2 protein-coding genes are annotated in these 1,086 nt (G+C 47.1%); both read right to left on the bottom strand.

The genetic code is table 11. The features are described 5' to 3' along the window. Positions 1–785, bottom strand: a 785-nt coding sequence (locus tag R8O10_RS23940) for a cation transporter (RefSeq protein WP_318191788.1), incomplete at its 3' end; no start/stop codon positions are given. A gap of 182 nt (positions 786–967) precedes the next feature. Beyond that, positions 968–1,086, bottom strand: a 119-nt coding sequence (locus tag R8O10_RS23935; protein WP_318191789.1) for a CBS domain-containing protein, incomplete at its 5' end; no start/stop codon positions are given.

Genomic DNA, 1,086 nt, shown 5'->3' with positions numbered 1-1,086 from the left:
TCCATTAAGGCCTGAACGCCACTTCGAGCTCGTGATGATGCGTATGCTTCTAGCTTTTCACCAATAAGGAAGAGCAATAACACCATCGCGGCTTCTGCGGTTTCACCTAAGTACAACGCACCTAATGCAGCAACACTCATCAGTGTTTCAATGGCAAATGGTGTGCCACCACGAGCCAGTTTGACGGCCTTACGGGCAATAGGATACAAACCCAGCAAACAGGTTAAAGTAAAAATCCAGCTACTAAGCTGAGGGTTGATGCTTGCGACTAGGCCCGCAAATGCCATAGCACCTGCGATCGATAAAATCTGTAGATTGTCTTGAACAAAACCGAACCAGCCTTTGTTCTCTTTCTTTTGCTTTGGTTTATCCAGCGCAGAAAGCGGGAAACCAGTTTGGCGCGCTGTTTGTTCGATGATCGAACTTAGAGAATGGTCATCAAAATCGACAACTAACTTTTCTGTAGCAAAAAGGACTTTGGCATTCGTAACGCCTTGCAATGACATGATGGCTTTTTCAAGCTTTTGCGCGCAAGACGGGCAGTCCATATCGGACACGATCCAACTGCTACGGACTGAGGATTCTCGCAGTTCCGCGGGGCCTTCTTCATCGGCGGTGTCCGAACTGCAACAGCCTCCACTACAGCAAGAGCTTTCAACAGTATCAACACCCGCTTGAGCAATATTTAGCGTCGGTTTAGTTGGCGCGCAGCAAGAGTCATGGGCGCTGAGTGGCACCGCAGTTTTGATTTTGCCTGACTGGCAACCTTGATGTTTTGTACACATAGTTTGTTTTCCTTATTGGCTGAGACTGTTCATCTACCACTAAGGATAAACCTTGGAGATAGCTCCAAGGTCAAGACGAATTTTGTTAAAAGAGAAAAATAACCACTTCGCTCAACCTCAGCCTCTTCCGAAAAAAGAAAGACGCCGCAGCGCCTTTCGAAGTAGTCATGTCGATGTCGTCATCAAACTGGATGTTTAAAGCATTCGTTCAACGTCATCCCAATAGCGCGCAGAACATCACGGCGAGTGATGATGCCAACAAGTTTTCCTCGGTCGTCAACTACTGGGTACATTTTTGGCT

It is taken from the genome of Vibrio sp. 1727, assembly GCF_033344415.1.
Classification (GTDB): Bacteria; Pseudomonadota; Gammaproteobacteria; order Enterobacterales; family Vibrionaceae; genus Vibrio; species Vibrio alginolyticus.
Note: the sequence above shows the minus strand (reverse complement) of the source record. Positions and strands in the feature narration are given on the sequence as shown.